Source organism: Mycolicibacterium aromaticivorans JS19b1 = JCM 16368 (assembly GCF_000559085.1).
GTDB classification, from domain to species: Bacteria; Actinomycetota; Actinomycetes; order Mycobacteriales; family Mycobacteriaceae; genus Mycobacterium; species Mycobacterium aromaticivorans.
The window spans coordinates 3,888,888-3,914,714 of the sequence record NZ_JALN02000001.1; the positions used below are offsets into that span (position 1 = coordinate 3,888,888).

Sequence of the window (25,827 nt, forward strand, 5' to 3'; positions counted from 1 at the left end):
GCGCGGCTGTTTGACTGCTCTGATCACGCGGTCGCCCGCAGGCTCAACGAAAGTAATAGCCGGACGTCGGGATCGCTCAGCGAAGTGGAAAGTGCCTGCTCGAGGCGGCGCGCCCGGTAGCGCACCGTGTTCGGATGAACATGAAGCGCCGCTGCAGCCGCCCCCACATCGCCGAAACAGTCCAGGTAGACCCGCAGGGTCTCGGCCGACGTCGGGTCGGCCTCTCGCAGGGCGCGCACCCGCGGATCGATCAGCCGCTCGTCGGCGGCCACGAGCGTGACGATCTCGTCGAGCAGCACCGTGGTGCGTGCCTCGGCCAGCGTGGTCACCTTGCCGAACACCGGATGACGCTGGGCGCTGTCGAAGACGCGGTCGATCTCGCGGCGGGCACCGGCGACAGCGGCCAGCCCGGCGATCGGGGCGGCGATCACCGCGTGCAGGTCCAGTCCGAGCTCGGCGTGCAGCGTGCCGATGGTGCCGCGGACCCAGGACACCACCGCGGCGGTGCGCCCGGAGTCCGGCAGCACGACGTAGACCCGCGAACCGCCGGTGGCCACCTGCGCGTCGGGGCGGAAAGCGCTGGCGCTCAACGCCAGAACGTCGGGCAGCCGAGGGTCGGCGCCGGTGGTGACGAAGCCGATCACCGCAGCGCGGCCGTCGAGGGGGACGCACAGTTCGCGGGCTACCCCGGCCAGGTCGACCCCGTCGGGGTCGGCCAGCCCGAGCAGTTGCTGTACGGCCAGCAGGTGCGCCGACGGCCGTGCGGCCAGTCGCGCCATGATCCGCGCGGCCAGCACCGCTGCGCCGCGCAACACCTCGTCGGCGTCGTCGGCCAGCGGTCGGGTGCCCTGCTGTACCCAGATGGTGCCGTCGAATACCGGCGGCCCGTCCTGGTGATGGATGCCGATCGCCAGCCGCGGCCGCAAGCCCAGCTCGGGCCGCTCCTCGATCGCCACCACCTCGGGGCCTGCGCGCAACCGATCGAAGATGCCCCACTGGGCGATCCATCGCAGATGTTCCGGCGGTCCGGCCCGGCCCAGAATGGACAGTCGACGCAGCTCGTCGGCCTCGTCGTTGGACGCCGAATAGGCCAGCACGTGCGACTGCGCGTCCTCGATGCTGACCATGCCGTGTGTGCGGTCGGCGATCGACTGCGCCAGCGCGAAAAGATCCGTACCTGAATCGGTGAGCGAGTCGGTGCGACGGTGCTCGAAGACGTGGTTGACCAGGCGGTACAGCCGTTCCCAGCGAGCTTTCGGTTCGACGGCGACGACAGCGGTACCGGCGGCGACGGCCCGGGCGAGGACCGCGTCGGACGGCTCCTTGGCGAAGATCGCCGCGGGGGAGCCGTGCGCGGCGACCTGCCGGTCCAGCCATCGCACCGCGTCAGTGTCGGAGATGCCGAGAAGGAAGAACACGTCTGCAGAGCCGGTGCTGACCGCGAGGCCCAGCCGCACGTCGTCCGCGTCGATCAGTGCCGCCGAGCGGACCGGCCGGTCCAGGCCCCGGGGTGCCTCGACGAGCCGCACCAACGTCGCATCCAGGGCCAACACCAGCTGACCCAGGCTGACACCGGCCGCCCGCATATTGGCCGATGCTACTAGTAGATCGCCGAAGTCTTGGCGGATCAGCCAACAGTTTGGCGTGCGTCGAGAGTCATTCTGGGGTCATGGACGCCCGCACCGATGTTCCCGCGCCGGCCAACGAGCCGGTCCACGACTATGCGCCAGGATCTTCCGAACGAGACCGCCTCACCGTGGCCCTGCACGAGCTCTCCGCCAACCCCGTCGACCTGCCGCACGTGATCGGCGGCGCTCACCGCCTCGGCGAGGGCGATCGCATCGACGTGGTCCAACCCCACCGGCACAGCTCCCGGCTGGGCACGCTGACCAACGGCACGGCCGCCGACGCCACCGGCGCGGTCGAGGCTGCGATGACCGCCAAACACGACTGGGCTGCCGCCGGGTTCGACGAACGGGCCGCGGTGTTCCTGCGTGCCGCCGACCTGCTGGCAGGCCCGTGGCGGGAGAAGATCGCCGCTGCCACCATGCTGGGCCAGTCCAAGACCGCCTACCAGGCCGAGATCGACGCCCCCTGCGAGCTGGTCGACTTCTGGCGCTTCAATGTGGCCTTCGCCCGACAGATCCTGGCCCAGCAGCCGATCAGCGGTCCAGGGGTATGGAACCGCACCGACTACCGCCCCCTGGACGGCTTCGTGTACGCCGTCACCCCGTTCAACTTCACCGCTATTGCCGCCAACCTGCCGACGGCGCCTGCGCTGATGGGCAACACCGTGGTGTGGAAGCCGTCGATCACCCAGACCTTCGCGGCGTATCTGACAATGCAGTTGCTCGAAGCCGCCGGCCTGCCGCCGGGCGTGATCAATCTCGTCACCGGGGACGGGTTCGCGGTCTCCGACGTGGTGCTGGCCGACCGGCGGCTGTCCGGTATCCACTTCACCGGATCGACCGCCACCTTCCAGCACCTGTGGCGTGAGGTCGGCACCCGCATCGCCGACTACGACAGCTATCCGCGGCTGGTGGGCGAGACCGGCGGTAAGGACTTCATCGTCGCGCACCGCTCGGCCGATCCGGATGCGTTGCGCACCGCGCTGATTCGCGGGGCATTCGACTATCAGGGCCAGAAGTGTTCGGCCGCTTCGCGGGCATTCATCCCGCGCTCGGTGTGGCAGACCATGGGCGACGACTTCCTCGGCGCCACCGAGGCGCTGACCTACGGCGACGTCACCGACCTGTCGAACTACGGCGGGGCCGTGATCGACGCCCGCGCGTTCGCCAAGATATCGCGGGCTTTGGAACGAGCGAAGTGCGGGCCTCATATCACCGTCGCCGTCGGTGGTGAATGTGACGACAGCGAAGGCTATTTCGTGCGTCCGTCCGTTCTGTTGTCCGACGATCCGACCGACGAGGCCTTCTCTACCGAGTACTTTGGCCCGATCTTGGCGATCCATGTCTATCCCGACGACGAATTCGATTCGGTTCTCGACGTCGTCGACGGCGGCTCCCGCTATGCGCTCACCGGCGCGGTGATCGCCGACGACCGGGCCGCTGTGCAGACCGCCGCCGAGCGACTGCGATTCGCCGCGGGCAACTTCTATGTCAACGACAAGCCGACCGGTGCGGTCGTCGGCCAGCAGCCGTTCGGCGGATCGCGGGCCTCAGGCACCAACGACAAGGCGGGTTCACCGCTCAACCTGCTGCGCTGGACCTCGGCACGGTCAATCAAGGAGACCTTCGTTCCGCCCACCGATCACACCTATCCGCACATGGGAGTGGACTGATGAGTACGTTCACCCGGGTCGCCCGGCCGGCCATCCTGGCCGCCGGCCGCTCGAATCGGTTGCGGCACAGCGCCGAGCGCCTGCCGATCGCGCGTGACGTGGTCGGCCGGTTCGTACCAGGGGAGACGACGGACGACGCACTGGCCGCGGCCGGCGCGCTGCGTGACTCGAGACGGCTGGTCAGTATCGACTACCTCGGTGAGGACGTCACCGACACCGACGCGGCCGAGGCCACCGTCAAGGCCTACCTCGACCTACTCGACGCGCTCGGCGCCCGATCCGAAAATGCGGCCATCGTCCGCCCGCTGGAGGTCTCGCTCAAACTGTCCGCGCTCGGCCAGGCACTTCCCAAGGACGGCGACAAGATCGCATTCGAGAACGCGCATACGATCTGCCAACGGGCGCAGCAGGTCGGCGTCTGGGTCACCGTCGACGCCGAGGATCACACCACCACCGACTCGACGTTGTCGATCGTGCGCGAGCTGCGCATCGAATTCGATTGGCTGGGAACTGTTTTGCAGGCTTACCTCAAGCGAAGCGAGACCGACTGCGCAGAATTCGCGGCAGTCGGCGCGCGGATCCGGCTGTGCAAGGGCGCCTACGACGAACCGGCGTCGGTGGCCTATCGGGACGCCGCCGGGGTCACCGGGTCCTACCTGCGCTGTTTGCGTACGCTGATGGCCGGTAACGGATATCCGATGGTCGCATCGCATGATCCCGCGGTCATCGTGGCCGCCACGGAGATGGCGAACGAATTCGGCCGGGGTACAGACCGTTTCGAGTACCAGATGCTCTATGGCATCCGGGACGGCGAGCAGCGTCGGCTCGCAGCGGAGGGCAACCAGGTTCGGGTGTACCTGCCGTTCGGCACGCAGTGGTACGGGTACTTCGTGCGCCGACTTGCCGAGCGCCCGGCCAACCTGATGTTCTTTCTACGAGCCCTGACCCACCGCTGATCCCCGGGTCCTGCGCTCGAGCCCGCCGGACGATAGAGAGACACCAACCTGAGCGCACTCGACGCCATCACCTTGCTGATCGCCGGTGTGCTCGGTGGATTGACGGGCAGCATCGCCGGGCTGGCTTCGGTGGCCACCTACCCGGCCCTGCTGGCGATAGGGTTGCCGCCGGTGACGGCGAATGTGACCAACACGGTGGCCCTGGTGTTCAACGGCATCGGCTCGGCGTGGGGATCCCGGCCCGAACTGGTCGGACAAGGACGCTTCATCACCCGAATGGCGCCGGTGACCCTCACGGGCGGGGCGGCCGGCGCGGTACTGCTGCTGACCACCCCGGCCGACGCTTTCGAGAAGGTGGTTCCGATCCTGCTCGCGCTGGGCTCGGTGGCGATCGTCGCTCCGCGCGGCACACCCCATCCCGGGCGCCGGCGCCGACTCGTTGTGCTCGCCGAGGGCGTCGCGATCTTCGGAATCGCCCTGTACGGCGGCTATTTCGGTGCCGCGGCCGGCGTGCTGCTCCTGGCGTTGCTGCTCAACGCCGGGGCCGACAGCCTCGCCCACGCCAATGCCGCCAAGAACATCCTGCTCGGGCTGGCCAACACCGTTGCCGCGGTGCTGTTCGCGTTCCTCGCGCCGGTGCACTGGCTCGCGGTCATCCCGCTGGGCGCCGGCTGCCTGATCGGATCCCGGCTGGGACCCGTCGTGGTCCGGCACGCACCGGGCACCCCGCTGCGCATCCTCATCGGCGTCGCGGGCCTGGTGCTCGCGGTCAAACTCGGTTTCGACGCCTACTGACCGGCGACACCGACACCAGCAGGACGCCCACGGCGAAGGCGATGGTGACGGCAAGGGGGAACCGGCCGCCGGGGGCGAAGCCGAGTGAGGCGAACACGGAGATGGTCAGCGCAATCGTCACGGTGCCCGCGAACAACAGCACCTCGCCGAGCCGGTACGGGATGGGCAGCCCAACCGTCGGCAGCGGCGCCGAGAACAACCGGCGGCCCCACCACAGCAACAGCAGCTCGACCGCCGTCACCACGGCCAGGATCGCCACCCACTCCAGCCGGAACCACCACCAGGCCGCCGTGCCGAGGGTCGGTTGCGGCAGCAGCCCGGTGGGATAGCCGGCCACCGCCACGATCACCACCGGGACCATATGCCACAGGTAAAGGGCCATCACGTTGTCGTTGGCGACGGTCAGAACACGCTGCGTACGAACGGACTTCACCATCCGGTTCACCGTGGGCGCCATGGCCAGCGCCACACCGGCCTGGACCCCGCCGAGCGCCAGAAGCGCCAGGTTGGGCGGTCCGGTGTTGTTCACGGCCGCACCGGGGACCCCGATCATGCTGACCGGATAGGGCCCGACGGTGACCGCCAGCGCCAGCACGATCGCCGACAGAACAGCCACCGCGATCGCCGCACGACGGCACAGTGTGCCGTCGTGCCAAGCGATGCCGAGCTGGTAGAGCACCCCCCAGACCAGCAGATGGTTCAACCAGCCGACGTAGGGCAGGTGAGTGCCGATGGCCGCCACATCGACCGCCGCGACGGCGAGCGTCATCACGAACGGCACCCACTTGCCCCAGCGCCGGTGCGCGGCCACCGCGACCGGGGTCAGCGCGACCACCACCACATAGATGCCCAGGAACCACAGATGCATGGCGACCGCCCAGGCGCCGAAGTCGAGCTCTGAGCCCGGCACCCCGAGCCGGCCGAGAACAGCCACGACCAGTAGGGCGAACACGACGTAGACCACGGTCGGCCCCAGCGGGCGGACCAGTCGCCGCCGCAGCCACGCCTGTCTGGACTCGTCGGAGGAGCGCTGGGTCCACGACACCGCGCTCGCGTAGCCGGCCACCACGAAGAACACCGGGACGACCTGGAAGATCCACGTCAACCACTGCGTCCACGGCATGTCGACCAATGGGTTCTCTCGCCAGAACCCGCCGTCGGAGAAGGTCAGCGCCGCCGCGATCCAGTGCCCGATGACGACGAACACCAGGGCGACCACCCGGTAGAGGTCCAAAGCATGGTTACGCGCCGCCGTCGTCGTGGTCGCCGTGTCGGTCACGTTATCCATTGTGCGGGCGACGGGGTCCAGGGTCAGGCGGGCACTGCCGAAACGGGCATGACGACGCTGCCGCGGCAGGGTCCCGACGCGATGTCGGTGTGCCACGTGCCGCGCAGGGATCCGTCGGGCTGCGGGGTGTAGAACGCCCACGAGGTGGCCGGGCTCCATTGCTTCTGGTAGCCGTCACCGAGGAAGCAGTCCCACACCCAGTCGTAGGTGGTGGCCCACTCGGCACCGTTCCAGGTGTAGCGCGTCGGCTGGGGGATCGTCGGGTTACTCGGCGCAGGACCGTCGACGACGGTGGCCACGCAGGCGCCACCCGAGCAGGCTGTCGTCAGGGTGAACACCGCGCCGAAGTCGTTCTCCTTCTGACGAGTGGCCGGGCTGGTGCCCGCCTTCTGCGAGGCGTAGGTCGTCATCTGATAGCGCCCGTTCCAGGCCAGCGGCTGTCCGTGCGCCGAGGCGGGGGACACCAGTCCTGCGGCGCATATCGTCGCGGCGGCCACCAGCGTGGTACCCCAACTTTGGCGGCTCATGACTCCTCGGAACGTCGTTGCGAGTTATCAGCGTAGCCGTCAGAAAATCTCACCTGCCACATCTGCCCCACGCGTGCCGGTCACGATTAGGCCTCGAAACGCTCCTTGAGCAGCAGTTGCGCATACGCCGCGAGCGACTGGGCATCGGTGATCTCGCCCGTCCGGACCATCTCCTCGAACCGACGGCGCTCGAACCATTCGAAATGCATGTCCTGCTCTTCGTGCTCGCGGTCGGGCTCGCCCTCGGTGACATCGGCGGCCAGGAACACCCAGCCCCGCTGGCTCATGATCCCGGGTGCGACGTCGAGACGGCCGAGCAATATCAGCGAGCCAGCCGTCAGCCCTGTCTCCTCGCGTAGTTCGCGGGCCGCCAGATCGGCCGGTTCGATGTCGGGCTCCCCGGGGACGGTGCCCATGGGGAACTCCCAGCGACGGGCTCCCATCGGATAGCGATACTGCTCGACCATCGCGAGTCGGTCGCCGTCGACTGCGATGATCACCGCATAGTCGGGCCGGTCGACGACGCCGTGAATGCCGGTGGAGCCGTCCGGCCGTTCAACGGTGTCCTCACGCACCGACATCCAGCGGTTGCGGTACACCTCGCGCGATGAGAGCTGGGTGATGGGCTTCACCCGCCCAGTATGTTCGGTAGCGTCGGCGGCGTGCTGCTGGCCTCCCTGAATCCCGCCACCGTCGCCGCCGGAGCCGACATCGGCGACGCCGTGCGGATCGACGGCGCCGTGTTGTCCCGCAGTGACCTCGTCGGGGCAGCCACGTCGGTCGCCGAGCGCATCGGCGGTGCCCGTCAGGTCGCCGTGCTGGCCACCCCCACCGCCGCCACCGTGCTTGCTGTCACCGGCTGCCTGATCGCCGGCGTCCCTTTCGTGCCGGTGCCCGCCGACGTCGGGGTCGCCGAACGCGCGCACATTCTCACCGACTCCGGCGCCCAGGCCTGGCTGGGGGAGTCACCCGCCGATCTCGGTGGCCTGCCGCATGTTCCGGTTCGGCTGCACGCACGGTCATGGCACCGCTACGCCGAGCCTGCGCCGTCAAGCACTGCGATGGTCATGTATACCTCCGGCACGACCGGGCTGCCCAAAGGCGTGCCGATCAGCAGGCGTGCCATCGCGGCCCAGATCGACGCGCTGGTCCAGGCCTGGCAGTGGACCCCCGACGACACTCTCGTGCACGGGTTGCCGCTGTTCCACGTACACGGCCTGATCCTGGGGCTGCTCGGATCGCTACGAGTGGGAAATCGCTTCGTGCACACCGGAAAACCGACCCCGGCCGGTTATGCGGCCGCCGGTGGCAGCCTGTACTTCGGCGTGCCGACGGTGTGGTCGCGGGTGGTGGCCGACGCCGGCGCCGCCACCGCGCTGGCCTCGGCACGGTTGCTGGTGTCCGGAAGCGCTCCGCTCCCGGTGCCGGTGTTCACCCAGTTGACCGAACTGACCGGCCGGCCACCTGTCGAGCGGTACGGCAGCACCGAATCGCTGATCACGCTGAGCACCCGTGCCGACGGTGAACGACGGCCCGGCTGGGTTGGCTTGCCGCTCAACGGAGTCCAGACCCGGTTGGTGCACGAGGACGGTTCGATCGCGCCGCACGACGGCGAGACCATCGGCAGCCTCCACCTCAAGGCTCCGACGGTGTTCGAGGGCTACCTCAACCGGCCCGATGCCACCGCAGAGGCGTTCGACGCCGACGGGTGGTATCGCACCGGCGATGCCGCCGTGATCGGCGGCGATGATATGCACCGCATCGTCGGGCGGGAATCGGTGGACCTGATCAAGTCCGGTGGCTTCCGGGTCGGCGCGGGTGAGGTCGAGACGGTGCTGCTCGGCCACCCGGGCGTCGAGGAGGTCGCGGTGGTGGGCCTGCCCGACACCGATCTCGGCCAGCGGATCGTTGCGTTCGTGGTCGGCGATGCCAACCCTGAGGACCTGATCACCTTTGTCGCCGAGCAACTTTCGGTGCACAAGCGGCCACGGGAAGTGCGGTTGGTCGAATCGCTGCCGCGCAACGCGATGGGCAAGGTCGTCAAGAAGGAGCTGATGAAATGACGCTCCGGTTCAGCGAAGTCTGCATCGACGCCCACGACATCCACGCGCTGTCCGCGTGGTGGTCGGCGGTGCTGGGCTGGGCCGCCGAGCCGACCGAGGACGGCGATGTGGCTCTGCGCGCCCCCGCCGGCGCCGGGCCCGACTGGCTGTTCCTGGCGGTGCCTGACGACAAGGTGGTCAAGAACCGCATCCACTTCGACTTCACACCCGACGACCAGCAGGCCGAGGTCGACCGAGTGCTCGGCCTCGGCGCGCGCCACGTGGACATCGGCCAGGGCGAGCAGAGCTGGGTGGTGCTGGCCGACCCCGAGGGCAACGAGTTCTGCATTCTCTCGGCGAATTAGCCCTCGCTGCGTAGGGTTTCAGCGCCGGAAGGCCGCGGCTATCTCGGCGACACGCGGATCCGCGCGGAGCTCCTCGATGGTCTCGGCCAATGGCAGTCGCCAGTTCGGGTACTCGTCGATCGTGCCGGGCAGGTTCGGCTGCCGGAGCTCACCGATGACGTCGTAGGGCGAGATCAGTTTCAGCCGGCTCGGCGTCTTCGTCAGGAAGCGGTGCATCGCAACGATGATCGCCTTCTCGTCTGGCTCCGGCTCATCAAGCAGTCCTTCGGAGCGGAGCAGGGTCAGCCATTCGGCACGCTCCTTGTGCGCATCAGCCTCTTCGGCCGGGACGTCGTCGAGCAGCCCCAGCTCGGCGCGGGCGCGGACGTGTTCGCCGTGGAGAAACCCTGCGGCGGTGGGCAGGTCATGGGTGGACAGACTGGCCGCCGCCCGTTCCGGCCACGCCGTCGATGCCAGCAGCGGCTGGTCCGGGTCAGCCTCGTCGCGGGTGAACCACGAGACCGCCGAGCCGAGCATCCCGTTGGCTGCCAACGCCTCGGTGACCTCCGGTTCGACGGTGCCCAGGTCTTCCCCGACGACGACCGCACCGGCCCGATGTGCCTCCAGGGCGAGAACCGCGAGCATGACGTCGGCGTCGTAGTGGACGTAGGTACCGCGGTCCGGCGTGTCGCCGGGCGGAATCCACCACAGCCGCCACAGCCCGGCGACATGGTCGATGCGCAGACCGTCCGCGTGAGTCAGGATGGCGCGCAACATGTCCCGCAGTGCCGCGTACCCGGTGGCGGCCAGTCGGTCGGGACGCCACGGCGGCAGACCCCAGTCCTGGCCGCGCGGGGTGAAGTTGTCCGGCGGCGCGCCGACGCTCACGCCACCGGCCAGCACATCGGCCAGCGCCCATGCGTCCGCGCCGTCGGCGTCCACACCGACGGGCAGGTCGTGCAGCACACCGAGGGCCATTCCGGTGGTTCGTCCGGCCGCACGTATCGCGGCCAACTGCTCGGCGCACTGTTGCTGCACCCAGGCGTGAAAGTCGATGCGCGACGCCAACTCCCGGCGGGCAGCCACGACAGCCGATCCCTTGGCAACGCGCAGTTCGGCGGGCCAGCGGCTCCACCGCCCGCCATGGCGCTCGGCGAGCGCGCAGTACGTCGCCCAATCGGTCAACCCTTCGGTGCCAGGGGATCCGTCGGGTGGGCTGGGCCGGCCTGCCGCGCGCCAGAGCATTTCCAGCGCAGAGCGTTTGGCAGCCCACACCAGATCGTGATCGATCCGCTCGGTGGTCGCCGAGACACGCAGCGTGTCCACCTCGGCGCGAGTGTCCGGATCGGCCCGGCGGTACACCTCGAGGTCCTCGATGCGCAGCGCCAGTGGATTGGAGAATCGCCGGCTCGACGGCGTGTAGGGCGACGGTTGCACCGGATGCGTCGGGCCGGGCGCGTGCAGCGGGTTGAGCAGCACCGCACCGGCGCCGTGCTCGGCGACCGTCCACTCCAGGAACTCCCGCAGGTCGCCGAAATCGCCGATGCCCCATGACCGCTGTGAGCGCAACGCATACAGCTGCAGCATCCAGCCCCACGTGTCGGGCGTCTGCGGCACCTGCGCAGGCGCCGCGACCAGCGTCACCTGCTGGCCGTCGCGGGTGTGCAGCCGGTACCAGCCCGGCACCAGATCGCCGGACAGCTCGTCGCTGACCTCGATGCGGCTGCCGTCCTCACCGACGAGCAGTTCGGCTCCGGGCACCCGGTGTGGTGTGCCATCCAGTCGGACAGCGATGGTCGGGGCCAGGCGTCCTGCACGTCGGAGGTCACTGAGCTTGGCCAATTCGGCGCGCCGGCTGTCCTCGGTACTGGCGTCGACGTCGAGCAGTCCGAGGACGCGGATCACCACGTCGGCGTCGACCTCGACCGGCTCCCGTCGCTCGTTGCGATAGGACGTGGCCACGCCATGCGCCGCGGCCAACTGCCGCAAGTCATCTCCGAACACGGTGCTGCTATACCCGAGCGCTCATCTTTCACACGCGCGGCGACACGAGCTGGTTGGCGTGCAGCGCCTCCGCCTAGTTCGCGTGCAGCGCCTCCGCCTAATTCGCGTGCAGCGCCTCCGCCTAATTCGCGTGCAACGCGGTGTTGAGCGCGATGCCCTTACCATCGCGCCCGACCACCTCGACGGCGCCGGTCACCGAATTACGGCGGAACAGAAGGTTGTTCGCTCCGGACAGGTTGCGGGCCTTGACCGTCGTGCCGTCCGGCGTGGTGACCTTGGTGCCCGCCGTCACGTACAGGCCGGCTTCGATGATGCAGTCGTCGCCCAGCGAGATACCCAGGCCCGCGTTGGCGCCCAGCAGGCAGCGCTTGCCGACTGAGATGACCTGGGTGCCACCGCCGGACAGCGTGCCCATGATCGATGCGCCGCCCCCGATGTCGGAGCCGTCGTCGACGACCACACCCGCCGAGATGCGGCCCTCCACCATCGACGCCCCGAGTGTGCCGGCGTTGAAGTTCACAAAGCCTTCGTGCATGACGGTGGTGCCCGGCGCCAGATGCGCACCGAGGCGCACCCGGTCGGCGTCGGCGATCCGCACCCCGGTCGGCAACACGTAGTCGACCATCCGCGGGAACTTGTCCACGCCGTAGACCGCCACATGACCGCGGCTGCGCAGCCGCAGCCGGACGTCTTCGAACCCCTCGATCTGACACGGGCCGAAGTTCGTCCACACCACGTTGGTGAGTACTCCGAAGATGCCGTCGAGGTTGCAACCATGCGGCTCGATCAGCCGGTGCGAGAGCAGGTGCAGCCGCAGGTAGGCGTCATAGGTGTCGAGCGGCTTGTCGTTCAGGTCCGCGATCACCGTGCGCACGACGATGGTCTCCACCCCGCGCGCCGCATCGGGGCCGGTCGCCGCGGCCAGATCGTCGGGCACCTCGGCGACCGAGAGCCGGGTGCTGCCCGACGGGCTGTAGGCGCCCAGTTCCGGGTCCGGGAACCAGGTGTCGAGGACGGTCCCGTCCTCGGTGATGGTGGCCAATCCGACGCCAGCAGCAGAAGTCACGGTGCTCAACCGTAATGCATCGCGCTGCCCGCTAGCCTGGTCAGTTGTGTTGGATCTACACGCTGACCCGATCGCGCTGACCGCCGCGCTCGTCGACATCCCGAGTGTGTCGCGCGACGAGGCCCGCATCGCAGGTGAGGTCGAGTCGGCGCTGCGCGCGCAGACGTCCGGCTACGAGATCATCCGAAACGGCGACGCCGTGCTGGCGCGCACGAACTTCGGCCTGCCCTCGCGGGTGGTGCTGGCCGGACACCTCGACACCGTCCCGATCGCCGAGAACGTGCCGTCGCGGTTCGACGCCGACCACCTGTACGGGTGCGGCACCTCGGACATGAAATCCGGTGACGCGGTGTTCCTGCATCTGGCCGCCACAATCGCCGAGCCTGCTCACGACATCACCCTGATCTTCTACGACTGCGAAGAGATCGAAGCCTCCGCCAACGGACTGAACCGCATCCAGCGCGAGCTTCCGGACTGGCTGACCGCAGACGTCGCGATCTTGGGCGAACCCTCCGGCGGCTACATCGAGGCCGGCTGTCAGGGCACCCTGCGGGTGGTGATCTCGGCTACCGGAACGCGGGCGCACTCGGCGCGATCCTGGTTGGGCGACAACGCTATTCACAAGCTCGGCCCGGTGCTCGACCGGCTGTCCGGTTACCAGGCCCGCATGGTCGACATCGACGGTTGTACATACCGCGAAGGACTGTCGGCGGTGAAGATCGACGGGGGTGTGGCAGGCAACGTCATCCCCGACGCCGCGCAGCTGACCGTGAACTTCCGGTTCGCCCCGGACCGCTCACCCGACCAGGCACTGGCCCACGTGCGCGAGGTGTTCGACGGTCTCGACGTACACCTGGAACAGACCGATGCGGCCGCCGGAGCGCTGCCCGGACTCAGTCATCCCGCCGCGGCGGCGCTGGTGGCGGCGGCCGACGGGATGGTGCGTGCCAAGTTCGGCTGGACCGACGTCGCCCGGTTCGCCGCGCTGGGCATCCCCGCCGTGAATTACGGACCGGGTGACCCGAATCTGGCGCACAAACGCGACGAACGGGTGGCGCTGGCCCAGATCACCGCCGTCACCGAGACGTTGCGGCGCTATCTCACCGGGTGAACGCGCAGTCCACCGTCTCCGCCAGCTTCGAGATCGCCCCGGCGGCCTGCGCATCGCCGAGTCGCGCCGCCTCGTTCCACGCCCACACCGCGACCCCCAGCTGACCACTGCGCTCCGCGCCGCGGGCCGCCTCGCGTGCCGCGTCGATAGCGGCGTGGGTGCCGTCGCCGACCGTCGCCAGCCGCCACGCCCGCGCCACTCCCAACTCGGGGGCGAACAACGCGGACTTGGTGCCATGCCGGGCGTCGGCCCGGCTCAGCGCCTTCGCCGAATCGGCGATCTCGCCCAGCTGGGCCAGCGCGGTGGTCAGATACATCAGCGACAGCGGTCCCCACGAGTAGCCGGTGCGCTCCAGCGTGGCCGCAGCCGGGTCGAGCAGTCGCGCCGCGCCGGCGGGATCGCCCTGCGCGATCAAGACCTGCGCCAGCAACACCTCACCGATCGAGCGGCCCGGCTGGGCCAGCTCGGCGAAGTCGGTGAACTCGCCGGCAGCCGCGAGCGCGGCGTCGGGCTGCCCGGTCATCAGCAGTGTGGTGGTCTGCGCCAGGCCGACGGTGAAGCGCAGCAGGCCGGGATGTTCGGCGTTCAGTGCCCGCTTCGCCAGTGCTTCCACCTGATCGAAGCGGCCCATCCGTGCCGAGCACAGCGCCGAGGCGCTGGCCGCCCAGGCTACCGCCATGTCCTCGGCTTCCGGCGCGGCCAGCACGCCGGCCGCGATCTCGAGTGCGCGGGCCACATTGCCGGCGTTCATCGCGAACGTCGCCGACAGTGCGTCCAGGGTCAGCCTGGCCGACGGCGTGCTGATCCGCTTGCGGGTGTTCTGCAGGAACGCGGTGGCGCGCTCGGGTTCGGACAGCATCCAGAACTGGTTGGCCGCCCGCGGCAATGCCCACGCCATCACCTCGTCCTCGGTGAGCGTGGCGGCGTCGACGTCGGCGAGCACCGAATCCGCTTCCCGCCCGCGGCCCTGCCAGGCGAGTGCGTAGCTGAGCGCGAGCCGCGCGTCGAACCGTGCGGAGCGCGTCAGGGCCGCCCCGGCGAGACGTTCGCTCAGGGGCAGATCGCCGAGTCGCAGCGCCTGCTGTGCCGCGGCGACCACGTCGTCGACCGGCTCGGGGGAGTCGCTGTCCAGTGCGAGCGCCGCGCGGCCGAGGCGATCGCAGAGGTGGCGATGCGGCTGGGCGGCGAGCCGGGCCAGGATCTCGGTCCGTAACCGCCTGATATCGGCCGGGTCGGCGTCCTGGTTCGTCCGCTCGGCGAACAGCGGGTGACCGGCATACACCGTCTGGTCGAAAAGATCTGCGGCACCGGCGTTTTCAGACTCGGCGACAGCATCGTCACCGGCGAGTGCGGCCAGGTCGTCGCGTGACAGCGGCTCATGCACGGCAAGGTAGCTCAGCACGGTGCGGACCCCGCCCGGCAGCTCGGCGAGATACGCATCGACCAGGCCGGCCAGTGACGTTGCCGCCGAACGGGTCTGCAGGTGCAGCCGCAGTTCCAACGGATTGCCGCCGGTGCGGTGGTACTCGTCGCCCAGGGGCTGGCCCAACGCGGTCAGCACGTCTGCGGTCTCATCCTGATCGAGAGGGCCGACGTCCAGCGTGGCCAGCAGCTCGTCGTCGGTCAGCGCGGCCACCGCCGACGGCAGGGCCGCGCCCGCTCGTACCGTGACGATCAGTCGGGCCGACCCGTGCCGCGCCAACTGATAGACCAGGCTGGCGGACAGCGGGTCGAGCAGCTGAGCGTCGTCGACGATGATCAGCGTGCTCTTCGCTTGGGCGAGTAGTGATTCCAGCGCCGAGTGAATCAGCGCGGCCGGCTTGCCCACCTCGTGGACTTCGACCAGTGGGCCGAACGCGCCGAACGGCACCGCGGCTTGGGTAGCGGTGGCTTTCACCCGCACCGGCGTCGTCTCGCCGAGCCGCTCGGCGATCTGGCCGGCCAGCGTCGTCTTGCCCACTCCGTCCGCGCCCACCAAAACCAGGCCGCGATGAGTGTCGAGCAGCTCGATCGCGCGGTCGCAGGACTGGCGCGGGACGAGCGGCCACCGATTCGGCATAGCCGGACCTTATTTGCCTCCGCCGCACCGGCACGGCAATAGCCGCAAATCGGCTGCGTTAGGTTTGCCGGTGTGGAACCCGAGAACCGCGACGGCGAGTGGGCGGTGTGCGTCTACTGCGCTTCCGGCCCGCGTCACCCCGACCTGCTCGACCTCGCCCGACGGGTGGGGGAGGCGATTGCCGACCGCGGCTGGACGTTGGTGTCCGGCGGCGGCAACGTCTCGGCGATGGGCGCGGTGGCCGAGGGTGCCCGATCCCACGGCGGGCGCACCGTCGGCGTCATCCCCAAGGCGCTGGTGCACCGGGAGCTGGCCGACGTCGAGGCCGACGAGTTGATCGTCACCGACACCATGCGCCAGCGCAAACAAGTCATGGAAGACCGCAGCGACGCCTTCCTGGCACTCCCCGGCGGGATCGGCACGCTGGAGGAACTTTTCGAAACGTGGACCGCGGGGTACCTGGGTATGCATGAAAAGCCGGTGGTGCTCCTCGATCCCACCGGCCACTACGACGGTCTGCGCACCTGGTTGGGGTCACTGGTCGAGCCCGGTTTCGTCGCGCAGGCAGCATTGGACCGGCTGGCGGTCGTCGACGTCGTCGAGGCGGCTCTCGACGTCTGCGCACCCCGGACGTGACCAGGGTTACTCTGACTCGCGGGACGGGCGACACACGGGAGGTGGCATCGATGGCCAGCAATAGTTCTGCCGAATCCGGCGCGGGAAAGTCGGATGCGAAGCATTCGGTAGGGCTGCTCGACCTGGCTACCCGGTTGCCGGCGGTGGTGATGGATGCCCCGGTGATCGTGCGCGGCGCACTGACCGGTCTGCTGGCGCTGCCGACCACGAAGACCTCCATCGGCAAGGTGTTCCAAGATCGCGCCGCGCGCTACGCAGACCACGTGTTCATCCGGATGGGCGACGAGAAGATCACCTACCGCGAAGCCAACGAGACGGCCAACCGATTGGCGGCGGTGTTGGCCGACAAGGGAGTTGGCCGCGGCGACGTGGTCGGCATCATGCTGCGCAACTCGCCCCACGCCGTGCTGATGATGCTCGCCGCGGTCAAGTGCGGCGCGGTGGCCGGCATGTTGAACTACCACCAGCGCGGAGATGTGTTGTCGCACAGCATCGGTCTGCTGGACGCGAAGGTCGTGATCGCCGAATCCGACCTGATCGATCCGATCAAGGAAAGCGGCGCGGAGGTCGCCGACCTGGAGACCATCGAGGACTTCGACGAGCAGGCGAAGGGCAAGCCGACCGACAACCCGGCGTCGGCGTCACAGGTCCAGGCCAAGGACACCGCCTTCTACATCTTCACCTCGGGCACCACCGGGCACCCGAAGGCCAGTGTGATGACCCATCACCGGTGGCTGCGCGCGCTGGCGGCGTTCGGCGGATTGGGGTTGCGGCTCAACAGCAATGACACCCTGTACTGCCCGCTGCCGCTCTACCACAACAACGCGCTCACGGTCGCGGTGTCGTCGGTGATCAACGCGGGCGGCACTCTGGCGCTGGGTAAGTCGTTCTCGGCGTCGCGGTTCTGGGACGACGTGATTCAGATGGAAGCCACCGCGTTCATCTACATCGGTGAGGTGTGCCGCTATCTGCTGAACCAGCCGCCCAAGGACACCGACCGCGCCCACAAGATCCGCGTCATCGCGGGCAACGGGTTGCGCCCGGAGATCTGGGACGAGTTCACCCGCCGGTTCAACATCGGCCGGGTCGCCGAGTTCTACGCCGCCAGCGAGGGCAACACCGCCTTCATCAACATCTTCAACATTCCCAAGACCACCGGCATCAGCCCGATGCCACTGGCTTATGTCGAGTACGACGCGGAGACCGGCGAGCCGGCCCGCGACGAGAACGGCCGGGTCCGCAAGGTGGCGCCCGGCGAGCCCGGCCTGCTGATCAGCCCGGTCAACAAGCTCTCGCCGTTCGACGGCTACACCGACAAGGAAGCCAGCGAGAAGAAGTTGGTGCGCAACGCGTTCAAAGAGGGCGACGTCTGGTTCAACACCGGCGACGTGATGAACCCGCAGGGCATGCGCCACGCCGCCTTCGCCGACCGCCTCGGCGACACCTTCCGGTGGAAGGGCGAGAACGTCGCCACCACCCAGGTCGAGGCCGCGCTGGGCCAGGACAAGAACGTCGAGGAGTCGACGGTGTTCGGCGTCGAGGTGCCCGACACCGGCGGCCGCGCCGGGATGGCGGCGGTCAAGCTGCGTGACGGGGTGGATTTCGACGGCAAGGTGCTGGCCGAGACCGTCTACGGCAACCTGCCCGGCTACGCCGTGCCGTTGTTCGTTCGGATCGTCGAGTCGCTGGAGACCACGTCGACGTTCAAGAGCCGCAAGGTCGACCTGCGCAAACAGGGATACGGCGCCGACGGCGAGGAGATCAAGGACCCGCTGTACGTACTGAAGGGTCGCGACGAGGGCTACGTACCGTTCTACGACGAGTATCCCGAGGAAGTGGCGGCCGGCTCCCGGCCCAAAGGCTAGGCAACGGCCATTTCGTCGAACTCGCCGCCACCAGGCACCATGGTGGGGTGAAGTCGACGTTCTGCGGACGGCCGGTGGCCGGTGATCGCGCGCTGATCATGGCGATCGTCAACCGCACACCCGACTCGTTCTACGACCGGGGCGCGACCTTCACCGACGAGGCCGCAAAGGACGCCGCCCACCGGGTAGTCGCCGAGGGGGCCGATGTGGTCGACGTCGGGGGAGTCAAGGCCGGCCCGGGAACCGTGGTCGACGCCGACGAGGAAATCGCGCGGGTGGTGCCGTTCATCGAATGGCTGCGCGGCGAGTACCCCGACCAGCTGATCAGCGTCGACACCTGGCGTTCCGCGGTCGCAAAGCAGGCCTGCGCGGCCGGAGCGGACCTGATCAACGACACCTGGGCCGGCGCCGACCCGGCCCTTCCCGAGGTCGCCGCCGAGTTCGGGGCCGGGCTGGTGTGCTCCCACACCGGCGGCGCGACGCCGCGCACCCGGCCGTTCCGGGTGAGCTACGGCACGACCGTGACCGGCGTGGTCGACGACGTCATCGCCGAGGTCACCTCCGCCGCCGAACGAGCGGTGGCCCTGGGGGTGCCCCGGGACGCGATTTTGATCGACCCGACCCACGATTTCGGCAAAAACACTCACCACGGTCTTACTTTGTTGCGCCACGTAAAAGATCTTGTTAAGACCGGATGGCCCGTCCTGATGGCACTGAGCAACAAAGATTTCGTCGGGGAGACTTTGGGTGTGGAGCTCACCCAACGCCTCGAGGGCACGCTGGCAGCGACCGCTTTGGCCGCCGCCGACGGAGCCCGGATGTTCCGGGTGCATGAAGTGGGACCCACTCGGCGCGTACTGGAAATGGTCGCGTCGATCCGTGGGGAGCGTCCGCCGGCGCGGACGGTGAGGGGCTTGGCATGACCGAACTCGCCAACGACACACTTCCCGGCGACACCTGGCTGTCTGACCACAGCTGGAGCCGGCCGACCTGGACCATCGCTGAACTGGTGGCCGCCAAACGCGGCCGCACCATCTCCGTCGTCCTGCCTGCGCTCAACGAGGAGGAGACCGTCGGATCGGTGGTGGACACCATCCGCCCACTGCTGGGCGGCCTGGTCGACGAGCTGATCGTGCTGGACTCCGGCTCCACCGACGACACCGAGATCGAAGCCATCGCCGCCGGCGCCCGGGTGGTCACCCGTGAACAGGCGGTGCCCGAGGTGGAGCCGCAGCCCGGCAAGGGTGAAGTGTTGTGGCGCTCGCTGGCGGCCACCACCGGCGACATCATCGTGTTCGTCGACTCCGATTTGATCGACCCCGATCCGATGTTCGTGCCGCGACTGGTCGGTCCGCTGCTCACCGGCGACGGCATTCACCTGGTCAAAGGCTTCTACCGGCGACCGCTGAAGGTCGGCAAGGGCGAGGACGCCAACGGCGGCGGCAGGGTCACCGAGCTGGTCGCGCGCCCGCTGCTGGCCGCGCTGCGCCCCGAACTGGGCTGCGTGCTGCAGCCGCTGGGCGGCGAGTACGCCGGCACCCGCGAGCTGCTGACGTCGGTGCCGTTCGCGCCGGGTTACGGCGTGGAGATCGGCCTGCTGGTCGACACCTACGACCGGCTCGGCCTGCAGGCGATCGCGCAGGTCAACCTCGGCGTGCGCAGTCACCGCAACCGCCCTTTGATCGAGCTGGGCGCGATGAGCCGTCAGGTGATCGCCACGCTGCTGTCCCGGTGCGGCATCGCCGACTCCGGCATCGGGCTGACGCAGTTCCTGCCCGACGGACACGACGGCTACCTGCCGCAGACCACCAAGGTGTCGCTGGCCGACCGGCCACCGATGAACACCCTGCGCTGAGCCCATCTCTCGCCCACACCGACATTTCGCAGCAGAAATGCGAGTGCAAGCGTGCAGAACGTGGATGTCGACGCAAGTAATCTCGTGACGTGACGTTGATCCTGCTCTACCTGGTGGTGCTGATCCTGATCGGCATCGTCCTGTTCGGGGTGGCCAGCCTGGTGTTCGGACGCGGCGAGCAGCTGCCGCCCCTGCCGCGGGCCACCACGGCTACCGTCCTGCCCGCCTCCGGTGTCACCGGCGCGGACGTCGAGGCGGTGAAGTTCACCCAGGTGCTACGCGGCTACAAGACCAGCGAAGTGGACTGGGTGCTGGACCGTCTGGGCGCCGAACTGGACCAGCTGCGCGGCGAGCTCTCCGCTGTGCGTGCTGCCGCCGGGCTCGACGAGCCGGTACACACCCACCACGCCGCGCCTGCCGCCGACGAGGAATCGGTGTGAGCCAACCCGCCGAGGACGACGGCCGCACCCGTTGCGGCTGGGTGCAGGGCCAGTCGGCGTTGTACCGCGACTACCACGACGACGAGTGGGGCCGGGTGCTGCGCGGCCAGGTGGCGCTGTTCGAGCGGATGAGCCTCGAAGCGTTCCAGAGCGGCCTGTCGTGGCTCATCATCCTGCGTAAGCGCGACAACTTCCGGCGGGCGTTCGACAATTTCGACATCGAGACGGTGGCCGGCTACACCGACCGTGACGTCACCCGGTTGATGGCCGACGAGGGCATCGTGCGTAACCGCGCCAAGATCGAGGCCACCATCGCCAACGCCAGGGCTGTCGCCGAACTGGACGTCGACCTGTCCGATCTGCTGTGGTCCTACGCCCCGCCGCGGCGCCCGCGGCCCAAGACGATGGCCGACGTGCCGGCGATCACGCCGGAGTCCCAGGCGATGGCCAAGGACCTCAAGAAGCGCGGTTTCCGCTTCGTCGGCCCCACCACCGCCTACGCGCTGATGCAGGCCACCGGGATGGTCGACGATCACCTGGCGTCGTGCTGGGTTCCCCGCCCGACCGCAGCGTGACGGCGCAAATCGGACCCTCTTAATCGGCCCTTTCACACCAATGCCCGCCGATAAGGAACAATAGAATCGAAAACAAGCAGTTCAGTGCCGACGCACTAGCCACGTGCCCGGCGCTGGACCGGGTCCGTGAGCACGGGCCGGCTCGAACCTGGAGGGAGCACTCGATGGCGGCGATGAAGCCCCGGACCGGTGACGGTCCGCTGGAAGCAACCAAGGAGGGGCGCGGCATCGTGATGCGGGTACCGCTGGAAGGCGGCGGACGACTGGTCGTTGAGCTGACACCCGACGAGGCCGCCGCCCTGGGTGACGAACTCAAGAACGTCACCAGCTAACTGATCCACCTTCGAAACCCCGCGTGACCCGCGGGGTTTCTTCTCTGCCGGTCGCCCTTCGGTCGGCTTACGCCGACACCTTGCGGTAAATCTCGAGGGTCTGCTCGGCGATGTGCGCCCACGAGAACTCGTCGATGCAGCGCTGCCGCCCGGCTGCCCCGAAGCGGCGCGCCTTCTCCAGATCGCCCACCAGCGCATTGACCGCCTCGGCGAGCCCGGCCTCGAAGCCCACCGGGTCCGTCGACTCGTAGTGCACCAGAGTTCCGGTCACCCCGTCGTCGACCACCTCGGGAATTCCCCCGACGTCGGACGCCACCACCGCGGTCCCGCAGGCCATCGCCTCCAGATTGACGATGCCGAGTGGCTCGTACACCGAGGGGCACACGAAAGCTGTTGCCGCCGAGAGTATTTCGCGGATCTTTCCGATCGGCAGGAACTCCTGCACCCAGAAAACTCCGCTGCGCCGCCCGGCCAGTTCCTGCACGGCCGAGCTCACCTCGGCGGCGATCTCCGGGGTGTCCGGCGCGCCTGCGCACAGCACCACCTGGATCTCCGGGTCAAACCGGTGCGCCGCGGCGATCAGATGCGGGACGCCCTTCTGCCGGGTGATCCGGCCGACGAACGCCACCATGGGCCGCGACGGGTCGACGCCGAGTTCGGCGAGCACCGACTCACCCCGCTCGGGCGGCGCCGGATACCAGACGTCGGTGTCGATTCCGTTCTTCACCACATGAACCCGGTTGGGGTCCAACGCCGGATACACCGACAGAACGTCGTCGCGCATGCCGGAACTGACGGCGATCACCCCGTCCGCCGCTTCGACCGCGGTGCGCTCCACCCACAGCGACACCCGGTAGCCGCCGCCGAGCTGTTCGGCCTTCCACGGCCGCAATGGTTCGAGGGAGTGAGCGGTGAGCACGTGGGGGACGTCGTACAGCAGCGACGCGAGGTGACCGGCCATCCCGGTATACCAGGTGTGCGAATGCACCACCGTCGCCTCGGCGGCCGCATCGGCCATCACCAGATCCGCGGACAGCGTCGACAGCGCCGGGTTGGCCCCCTTGAGGGCAGAGTCGGGCTGATGGACGAAGACGCCCGGGCGCGGAGCGCCCATACAGTGCACGTCCACCTCGCACAGCCGCCGCAATTGAGCGACGAGTTCCGTCACGTGTACGCCCGCCCCGCCGTAAACCTCGGGTGGATATTCCCGAGTCATCATCGCCACCCGCATACGCCCGACGGTAGTGGCCCGCGCTGCGCGGCGCATCCTCTTCCCCGTCGCTTCGCTCGCCCCGACCTTGTGGGTCAACGTGCTTGCGCGCGATCCGAAGTCGCTTCGGCCGCGACACGACGACCTGCAATAGGGGCGTTGGCCTAGCCGTCGGTTGCGTGTGCCGATAGGTTGGTTTTCATGAGGGAACTGCCACATGTGCTGGGCATCGTCCTGGCAGGCGGCGAGGGCAAACGGCTCTATCCGCTGACCGCAGACCGGGCCAAGCCGGCGGTTCCTTTTGGCGGCGCGTACCGCCTCATCGATTTCGTGCTGTCGAATCTGGTCAACGCGCGCTACCTACGCATCTGCGTGCTCACCCAGTACAAGTCGCATTCGCTGGACCGGCACATCTCGCAGAACTGGCGACTGAGCGGCCTGGCCGGTGAATACATCACCCCGGTTCCGGCCCAGCAGCGGCTCGGCCCGCGCTGGTACACCGGCTCGGCAGACGCGATCTACCAGTCGCTGAACCTGATCTACGACGAGGATCCGGACTACATCGTGGTTTTCGGTGCAGATCACGTGTACCGGATGGATCCCGAGCAGATGGTCAAGTTCCACATCGAGAGCGGGGCAGGAGCCACCGTCGCCGGTATCCGCGTGCCCCGCGCCGAGGCGCACGCATTCGGGTGCATCGACGCCGACGAGTCCGGCCGCATCCGGGAGTTCATCGAGAAGCCGGCCGACCCGCCGGGTACGCCCGATGATCCCGAGCAGACCTTCGTGTCGATGGGCAACTACATCTTCACCACCAAGGTGCTCATCGACGCCATCCGGGCCGACGCCGACGACGACAACTCCGATCACGACATGGGCGGTGACATCATTCCGCGGCTGGTGTCCGACGGCATGGCCGCGGTGTACGACTTCAGCAACAACGAAGTCCCCGGCGCCACCGAGCGCGACCACGGTTACTGGCGCGACGTCGGGACGCTGGACGCGTTCTATGACGCCCACATGGATTTGGTGTCGGTGCACCCGGTGTTCAACCTCTACAACAAGCGTTGGCCGATCCGCGGGGAGTCGGAGAACCTGGCGCCTGCGAAGTTCGTCAACGGCGGCTCGGCCCAGGAGTCCGTGGTCGGCGCCGGGAGCATCATCTCCGCGGCATCGGTGCGCAATTCGGTGCTGTCGAGCAACGTCGCGATCGAGGATGGCGCCATCGTCGAGGGCAGCGTGCTGATGCCCGGCGTGCGGGTGGGCCGCGGCGCGGTGGTCCGGCACGCCATCCTGGACAAGAACGTGGTGGTCGGCCCCGGCGAGATGGTCGGTGTGGACCTGGAGAAGGACCGCGACCGGTTCGCGATCAGCGCAGGCGGCGTGGTGGCCGTCGGCAAGGGCGTCTGGATCTAACCGGGCGCAAGCTGCTCCGGGCCGATGATCTGGACGCTGCTGCTGCCACCTCCGTCACTTCCGGTCACCACGATGGCGCCGGAATTCGGTTCGACGGCAACAGAATTGGGCTGACGTACGGTGGCTACATCGGCGAGGTTCCGGCTGGCCGCCGGGTCTGCGACATCGACCACCCGCACCGCGTTCCGCTCGGTAAGGGTGATGTACAAGCGGTGGCGCCGGGCGTCGTAGGCCAGCCCGTAGGGCTTACCCGGGGCATCGATTCTGGCCACCTGGCTCACCTTCGGATCGACGTGTTCGATGTAGACGGCCCCTCCGTCGGTGTCGGCGAACGCAGCCAGATCACCGGAAAGCGAGACCGCGTGGGTGAGCTTGGCCCCCACCGGAGCCTGGCTGACCAGCTGGCGGGTCGAGCCGTCGTACACCCACACCCCGTTTCCCTGAACATCGGCGACGGCTGCGTAGTTGCCGACGGCCGCGACGCCACCGGGCTGCGGAGGACCGGCCGGCAGTGACCCGACCACCCGACCGTCGCGGACGAACAGCACGCCGCCGCCGCCTTCGTTGGTCACCACGATGGTTCCCGACGCGGTCGCCGCCGCGTCGTGCGGCTGCCGTCCGACGCCGGTAACGGTGGTGGTGATGCGTCCGTCGATGAGGTTCAGTTCGAGGAGCTCAGCGGTCCCCTCCAACGGGGCCAGCACGGGGCCGTCCGGACCGGCCAGGCTCAGGTGGCGCGCGGCGCTCGGGGTCGGGATCCGTTGGCGTTCCCTGCCGGTGGCGGCGTCGAACAGCACTATGCCGTTAGGGTCCCGAACCGCGACAGCCGCGATTCCCGACGTGCCGACGACGACGCCTTCCGGTGCGTTGCCGAGCGGGACGACGATGCCGACCGGCGCCGCGGTGGGCGGACCTGCCCTGGCCGGCTCGGCGGGCGGGGCGTGCGTCGTGGTGACGGGTTGGGGTTGACTGGCGCACCCGGCCGCCACCGAGCATCCGATCGCCAATACACACAGAGAAGTTCGAATGCGGCGGCCCACGTGCGCACAGTGCCCCACCCGGCTGCCGGCTAAACCGGGCGCCGCACGACAATGCCGATCACCCCGCCGTTCTCCAGCCACGCCCACCCGGCAGGCAGGGTGACGAGGTCGGTGAACCAGGCCCAGCAGCGCAAGCGACAGCAGCGCGATGTTGGCGTCGAGGCCCGCGGCGGTGGCCGGCCCGAAGCCGGTCATCAACTCCATGGCGACTCCTCATGCCGGGACGGTCCCGCATCCAGGATGACGCGTCGGCCACGAGATTTCGTGGCATCCACGATGATTCAAGTGGTCACCAGATCAGGGGCACCAGCCGGTAGCGCACCTTCCGGGTGTACTGCCGATAGCCGTCCAGCTCCTCGGCGAGCATCTTCTCCTCGTCGAGGATTCGCGCCGCCATCAGCAGCAGCCCCACGATGACGAGCAGCAGGGCCCAATACGAGCCGAGCGCCAGCGCGATCCCGATCATCAGGATCACGTTGGCGGAGTACATCGGATGGCGCACAACGCCGTACAGCCCCGTGCTTACCAGCGGTTGACCCTCCTCGACGGTGATGGTGGCCGAGGCGTAGTGATTCTGGACCACCACCCACATCGCCGAGCCCAGGCCGGCGGCCACCAGCACGTCGCCGGCAACCGACAACCACGCAGGCACGTGCGACCAGCCGAAGCGGTAGTCCAGGGCCGGCACCACCAGCATCGCGGCGAACACCACGAACGTCCCGGCGATCACGACCTTCTGGACGGGCCGGGTTTCTGCATTGACGCCGGCATGGGCGCGCCGTTCGACGACTTCCGGGTACTTCCGGCCCAAATACAGCGTCGGGCCCAGACTTGCGACGCTGAACACCGCGAGGAAAGCCCAACCCTGCCAATAGCTCACGGTCCCCGCGGGCACGAACAGCAGCACAGCGAAGGCCACGATGCCCACGATCGACGAGATCGCGATACGAGGTGACGTGCCCATG

24 protein-coding genes and 1 pseudogene are annotated in these 25,827 nt (G+C 68.6%); 14 read left to right on the forward strand and 11 right to left on the reverse strand.

All coding sequences use genetic code 11. From position 1 onward, the window contains the following. Positions 1 to 23: 23 nt before the first annotated feature. Complete coding sequence (locus Y900_RS18795) at positions 24 to 1,586, reverse strand: PucR family transcriptional regulator (RefSeq protein WP_036343795.1); 1,563 nt, start codon at positions 1,584 to 1,586, stop codon at positions 24 to 26. 83 nt (positions 1,587 to 1,669) lie between these two features. Between Y900_RS18795 and pruA the strand changes: the two genes are divergently transcribed. The 3 genes from pruA (at position 1,670) to Y900_RS18810 (ending at position 5,052) form a co-directional block, all read left to right on the forward strand. After that, positions 1,670 to 3,301, forward strand: a complete 1,632-nt coding sequence (pruA, locus tag Y900_RS18800; RefSeq protein WP_036343796.1) for an L-glutamate gamma-semialdehyde dehydrogenase — start codon at positions 1,670 to 1,672, stop codon at positions 3,299 to 3,301. Beyond that, positions 3,301 to 4,257 carry a proline dehydrogenase family protein gene (locus Y900_RS18805; protein WP_036343798.1) on the forward strand — a complete coding sequence of 319 codons (957 nt, stop codon included), beginning with the start codon at positions 3,301 to 3,303 and terminating at the stop codon, positions 4,255 to 4,257. The genes pruA and Y900_RS18805 overlap by 1 nt, the downstream gene beginning before the upstream one ends. Before the next feature lie 72 nt (positions 4,258 to 4,329). Continuing rightward, complete coding sequence (locus tag Y900_RS18810) at positions 4,330 to 5,052, forward strand: sulfite exporter TauE/SafE family protein (RefSeq protein ID WP_237752598.1); 723 nt, start codon at positions 4,330 to 4,332, stop codon at positions 5,050 to 5,052. Here Y900_RS18810 and Y900_RS18815 read toward each other — a convergent pair. The 3 genes from Y900_RS18815 to Y900_RS18825 form a co-directional block, all read right to left on the reverse strand. Further along, a complete protein-coding gene (locus Y900_RS18815) occupies positions 5,027 to 6,331 on the reverse strand; it encodes an acyltransferase family protein (RefSeq protein WP_036347224.1) in 1,305 nt (434 codons plus the stop codon). The genes Y900_RS18810 and Y900_RS18815 overlap by 26 nt on opposite strands. Before the next feature lie 32 nt (positions 6,332 to 6,363). Further along, complete coding sequence (locus Y900_RS18820) at positions 6,364 to 6,867, reverse strand: Rv2253 family sensor-like surface protein (RefSeq protein WP_109751094.1); 504 nt, start codon at positions 6,865 to 6,867, stop codon at positions 6,364 to 6,366. An 86-nt stretch (positions 6,868 to 6,953) separates the two neighbouring features. After that, positions 6,954 to 7,448, reverse strand: coding sequence for an NUDIX domain-containing protein (locus Y900_RS18825; RefSeq protein ID WP_420329829.1), 495 nt, complete (start codon positions 7,446 to 7,448; stop codon positions 6,954 to 6,956). Between the two features lie 81 nt (positions 7,449 to 7,529). Here Y900_RS18825 and Y900_RS18830 point away from each other — a divergent pair, with 81 nt between their 5' ends. Together Y900_RS18830 and Y900_RS18835 are read left to right on the forward strand one after the other, a co-directional pair. Beyond that, the gene (locus tag Y900_RS18830; RefSeq protein WP_036347230.1) at positions 7,530 to 8,930 is read left to right on the forward strand and encodes an acyl-CoA synthetase; all 1,401 of its coding nucleotides are present in this window, start codon (positions 7,530 to 7,532) and stop codon (positions 8,928 to 8,930) included. Then, positions 8,927 to 9,274, forward strand: a complete 348-nt coding sequence (locus tag Y900_RS18835) for a VOC family protein (RefSeq protein ID WP_036343801.1) — start codon at positions 8,927 to 8,929, stop codon at positions 9,272 to 9,274. Before Y900_RS18830 ends, Y900_RS18835 begins: the two co-directional genes overlap by 4 nt. Before the next feature lie 18 nt (positions 9,275 to 9,292). On the opposite strand, the gene malQ is transcribed toward Y900_RS18835, so the two are convergent. Beyond that, positions 9,293 to 11,257 (reverse strand): 4-alpha-glucanotransferase, encoded by a 1,965-nt coding sequence (gene malQ, locus Y900_RS18840; RefSeq protein WP_036343803.1) that lies wholly within the window; start codon positions 11,255 to 11,257, stop codon positions 9,293 to 9,295. A 121-nt stretch (positions 11,258 to 11,378) separates the two neighbouring features. Further along, entirely contained in the window at positions 11,379 to 12,323 is a 945-nt protein-coding gene (gene dapD, locus Y900_RS18845) for a 2,3,4,5-tetrahydropyridine-2,6-dicarboxylate N-succinyltransferase (RefSeq protein ID WP_036347232.1), read from the reverse strand. 46 nt (positions 12,324 to 12,369) lie between these two features. On the opposite strand from dapD, the gene dapE reads away from it, so the two are divergent. After that, positions 12,370 to 13,434 (forward strand): succinyl-diaminopimelate desuccinylase, encoded by a 1,065-nt coding sequence (gene dapE / locus Y900_RS18850; protein WP_036343805.1) that lies wholly within the window; start codon positions 12,370 to 12,372, stop codon positions 13,432 to 13,434. On the opposite strand, the gene Y900_RS18855 is transcribed toward dapE, so the two are convergent. After that, positions 13,424 to 15,493 (reverse strand): ATP-binding protein, encoded by a 2,070-nt coding sequence (locus Y900_RS18855; protein WP_036343806.1) that lies wholly within the window; start codon positions 15,491 to 15,493, stop codon positions 13,424 to 13,426. The genes dapE and Y900_RS18855 overlap by 11 nt on opposite strands. A 72-nt stretch (positions 15,494 to 15,565) precedes the next feature. Between Y900_RS18855 and Y900_RS18860 the strand changes: the two genes are divergently transcribed. The 7 genes from Y900_RS18860 (at position 15,566) to Y900_RS31020 (ending at position 21,196) form a co-directional block, all read left to right on the forward strand. Next, positions 15,566 to 16,129, forward strand: coding sequence for a cytokinin riboside 5'-monophosphate phosphoribohydrolase (locus Y900_RS18860; protein WP_036343808.1), 564 nt, complete (start codon positions 15,566 to 15,568; stop codon positions 16,127 to 16,129). A gap of 50 nt (positions 16,130 to 16,179) precedes the next feature. After that, entirely contained in the window at positions 16,180 to 17,994 is a 1,815-nt protein-coding gene (gene fadD6, locus Y900_RS18865; RefSeq protein ID WP_036347234.1) for a long-chain-acyl-CoA synthetase FadD6, read from the forward strand. 47 nt (positions 17,995 to 18,041) lie between these two features. Beyond that, positions 18,042 to 18,917, forward strand: a complete 876-nt coding sequence (folP, locus tag Y900_RS18870; RefSeq protein ID WP_036343810.1) for a dihydropteroate synthase — start codon at positions 18,042 to 18,044, stop codon at positions 18,915 to 18,917. Continuing rightward, on the forward strand, positions 18,914 to 19,849 hold the full coding sequence (locus Y900_RS18875; protein WP_036343812.1) for a glucosyl-3-phosphoglycerate synthase: 936 nt from the start codon (positions 18,914 to 18,916) through the stop codon (positions 19,847 to 19,849). Before folP ends, Y900_RS18875 begins: the two co-directional genes overlap by 4 nt. A gap of 89 nt (positions 19,850 to 19,938) precedes the next feature. After that, complete coding sequence (locus Y900_RS18880) at positions 19,939 to 20,289, forward strand: DivIVA domain-containing protein (protein ID WP_036343814.1); 351 nt, start codon at positions 19,939 to 19,941, stop codon at positions 20,287 to 20,289. Next, positions 20,286 to 20,864, forward strand: coding sequence for a DNA-3-methyladenine glycosylase I (locus Y900_RS18885; RefSeq protein WP_036343817.1), 579 nt, complete (start codon positions 20,286 to 20,288; stop codon positions 20,862 to 20,864). Before Y900_RS18880 ends, Y900_RS18885 begins: the two co-directional genes overlap by 4 nt. A 164-nt stretch (positions 20,865 to 21,028) precedes the next feature. Continuing rightward, positions 21,029 to 21,196: a DUF3117 domain-containing protein gene (locus Y900_RS31020; RefSeq protein WP_005059648.1), complete on the forward strand. Its 168-nt coding sequence runs from the start codon at positions 21,029 to 21,031 to the stop codon at positions 21,194 to 21,196. 67 nt (positions 21,197 to 21,263) lie between these two features. Here the strand turns inward: Y900_RS31020 and glgA are convergent, their stop codons facing one another. After that, positions 21,264 to 22,427, reverse strand: a complete 1,164-nt coding sequence (gene glgA, locus Y900_RS18890) for a glycogen synthase (RefSeq protein WP_036343819.1) — start codon at positions 22,425 to 22,427, stop codon at positions 21,264 to 21,266. 180 nt (positions 22,428 to 22,607) lie between these two features. Here glgA and glgC point away from each other — a divergent pair, with 180 nt between their 5' ends. Further along, positions 22,608 to 23,822 (forward strand): glucose-1-phosphate adenylyltransferase, encoded by a 1,215-nt coding sequence (gene glgC / locus Y900_RS18895; RefSeq protein ID WP_036343821.1) that lies wholly within the window; start codon positions 22,608 to 22,610, stop codon positions 23,820 to 23,822. On the opposite strand, the gene Y900_RS18900 is transcribed toward glgC, so the two are convergent. From Y900_RS18900 to Y900_RS18905, 3 genes and pseudogenes are all read right to left on the reverse strand, one after another. Further along, a complete protein-coding gene (locus tag Y900_RS18900) occupies positions 23,819 to 24,949 on the reverse strand; it encodes an NHL repeat-containing protein (RefSeq protein WP_237752599.1) in 1,131 nt (376 codons plus the stop codon). The two genes, glgC and Y900_RS18900, sit on opposite strands and share 4 nt — an antisense overlap. Beyond that, positions 24,910 to 25,066: pseudogene (locus tag Y900_RS31770) on the reverse strand (DUF4126 family protein); the annotation flags it as partial. The pseudogene Y900_RS31770 and the gene Y900_RS18900, both read right to left, overlap by 40 nt. A gap of 85 nt (positions 25,067 to 25,151) precedes the next feature. Next, positions 25,152 to 25,826, reverse strand: coding sequence for a methyltransferase family protein (locus Y900_RS18905; RefSeq protein ID WP_036343823.1), 675 nt, complete (start codon positions 25,824 to 25,826; stop codon positions 25,152 to 25,154). Position 25,827 lies beyond the last annotated feature (1 nt).

Coding starts and splice junctions, on each gene's coding strand:
- Y900_RS18795 (WP_036343795.1), bottom strand. CDS start 1,586: ATGCGGGCGGCCGGTGTCAGCCTGGGTCAGCTGGTGTTGGCCCTGGAT.
- pruA (WP_036343796.1), top strand. CDS start 1,670: ATGGACGCCCGCACCGATGTTCCCGCGCCGGCCAACGAGCCGGTCCAC.
- Y900_RS18805 (WP_036343798.1), top strand. CDS start 3,301: ATGAGTACGTTCACCCGGGTCGCCCGGCCGGCCATCCTGGCCGCCGGC.
- Y900_RS18820 (WP_109751094.1), bottom strand. CDS start 6,867: ATGAGCCGCCAAAGTTGGGGTACCACGCTGGTGGCCGCCGCGACGATA.
- Y900_RS18825 (WP_420329829.1), bottom strand. CDS start 7,448: ATGTCGGTGCGTGAGGACACCGTTGAACGGCCGGACGGCTCCACCGGC.
- Y900_RS18835 (WP_036343801.1), top strand. CDS start 8,927: ATGACGCTCCGGTTCAGCGAAGTCTGCATCGACGCCCACGACATCCAC.
- Y900_RS18855 (WP_036343806.1), bottom strand. CDS start 15,493: ATGCCGAATCGGTGGCCGCTCGTCCCGCGCCAGTCCTGCGACCGCGCG.
- fadD6 (WP_036347234.1), top strand. CDS start 16,180: ATGGCCAGCAATAGTTCTGCCGAATCCGGCGCGGGAAAGTCGGATGCG.
- Y900_RS18875 (WP_036343812.1), top strand. CDS start 18,914: ATGACCGAACTCGCCAACGACACACTTCCCGGCGACACCTGGCTGTCT.
- Y900_RS31020 (WP_005059648.1), top strand. CDS start 21,029: ATGGCGGCGATGAAGCCCCGGACCGGTGACGGTCCGCTGGAAGCAACC.
- glgA (WP_036343819.1), bottom strand. CDS start 22,427: ATGCGGGTGGCGATGATGACTCGGGAATATCCACCCGAGGTTTACGGC.
- glgC (WP_036343821.1), top strand. CDS start 22,608: ATGAGGGAACTGCCACATGTGCTGGGCATCGTCCTGGCAGGCGGCGAG.
- Y900_RS18905 (WP_036343823.1), bottom strand. CDS start 25,826: ATGGGCACGTCACCTCGTATCGCGATCTCGTCGATCGTGGGCATCGTG.